At 67.7% G+C, this 1,621-nt stretch carries 2 protein-coding genes; one reads left to right on the top strand and one right to left on the bottom strand.

Annotation, left to right across the window (positions count from 1 at the left end):
• Positions 1 to 22 precede the first annotated feature (22 nt).
• On the bottom strand, positions 23 to 1,018 hold the full coding sequence (gene hmpA / locus I9P22_RS24135; RefSeq protein WP_233253585.1) for an NO-inducible flavohemoprotein: 996 nt from the start codon (positions 1,016 to 1,018) through the stop codon (positions 23 to 25).
• A gap of 115 nt (positions 1,019 to 1,133) precedes the next feature.
• Between hmpA and I9P22_RS24130 the strand changes: the two genes are divergently transcribed.
• A complete protein-coding gene (locus I9P22_RS24130; protein ID WP_199262757.1) occupies positions 1,134 to 1,592 on the top strand; it encodes an RrF2 family transcriptional regulator in 459 nt (152 codons plus the stop codon).
• Positions 1,593 to 1,621: the final 29 nt, after the last annotated feature.

Genomic DNA, 1,621 nt, shown 5'->3' with positions numbered 1-1,621 from the left:
CATCAGCTCCCCCATACCTGCCTCAGCAAAAGGGAAGCACATCACGAGCAGGCCGGGAATCCTGAATCTTGATGCCCGCGATACGCTCATGGGCGCGCATGGCATGGGTGTCGCGGTCATGGGTGCCGTGGAGGTAATGCACCGGCACCTCGGCACCTTCGGCGACCAGCGCTTCCAGCATGGCGACCATCGGCGTCAGGCCCACGCCCCCCGACAGCAGCACCACCGGGCGCGTCGGCCGGCCGTCCAGGAAGAACTCGCCCGCCGGCGCCGCCACCTTCAGCACCGTGCCCGGCGCCTGTCCGTGCAGCCAGCCCGAGGCCAGTCCCATCGACTCGCGCTTGACCGAGATGCGATAGGTTTCGCCATTCGGCGCGGCCGAGATGGAATAGTTGCGCTTGGCCGCCGGATGGCCGGGGATCTCGAACCAGAAGGTCAGATACTGGCCGGGCTTGTGGTCCATCACCGGACCGCCATCGACCGGGCGCAGCACGAAGGACTTGATGACGCTGCTTTCGCGGATCACGTCCTCGATGCGGAAGTCGCGCCAGCCGTTCCAGCCGCCGGCGGCCTCGGCCTGGGCACCGTAAAGCCGCTTCTCGCGGGCGATCAGGATATTGGCCAGGAACCAGTAGGCCTCGCCCCAGGCGGCCAGCACCTCGTCGCTTGCCGCCTCGCCCAGCACATGGCGGATGGCGCCCAGAAGCGCCTCGGCGACATGCGGGTAATGCTCGGGCAGGATCTGCAGGCCGACATGCTTCTGGGCGATGCGCTCGACCGCCGGGGCCAGCGCCGCCAGGTTCTCGATATTGCCGGCATAGGCGAGGATCGCGCCGGTCAGCGCCCGCGGCTGGGCGTCGCTGGCGCCGTGATGCGACTGGTTGAACAGGTCGCGGATCGCCGGGTCGCGGAACATGCGGGCATACATCTCGTGCACGATGTCCATGCCATGCGCCTCAAGCGCGGGAACGGTGGCCTTGACCAGCGCGATGGTCTGGGCGCCGAGGGTCTGGGTCATGGAAATTCTCCTGTCCGGGGTTGTCGCGACGCGGGGTCGAAATCATGTATCCGCGATACATCTATCCTTGCGCGGGAAATCATGCAATTCCTGTGCATGTTTTCGGGAAGGCGGGATGCGACTGACGCGATACACCGATTTTGCGATGCGGGTGCTGCTGTATCTGGGGCGGCAGCCCGATCGGCTATGCTCGATCGCCGAGATGGCAACCGCTTACGGAATCTCGCAAAATCACCTGATGAAGGTCATCAACGATCTGGTGAATGCCGGCTATCTGTCCAGCGTGCGCGGCCGGGGCGGCGGCGTCCGGCTGGCCCGTCCGCCGGCCGAGATCAGCGTGGGTGCGCTGATCCGTCACACCGAGGACGATTTCGACCTGGTCGGCTGCGCCGGCTGCATCATCGCCCCGGCCTGCGGCCTGACCTCGGTGCTGGACGAGGCGCTGCAAGCCTTCATGGCGGTGCTGGACGGCTATACGCTGGCCGACGTGCTGGCGCGGCGCGGGGATTTCCTGCCGTTGCTGCACCCGACCGGCCGCGGGCCGGAGCGGCCGGCGGCCCGCCCCGCCGGCTGAGCGGCGGGCGGTTCAGGCGGCGCGGGCCG

It is taken from the genome of Paracoccus binzhouensis (assembly GCF_016446475.1).
Classification (GTDB): Bacteria; Pseudomonadota; Alphaproteobacteria; order Rhodobacterales; family Rhodobacteraceae; genus Paracoccus; species Paracoccus binzhouensis.
Note: the sequence above shows the minus strand (reverse complement) of the source record. Positions and strands in the feature narration are given on the sequence as shown.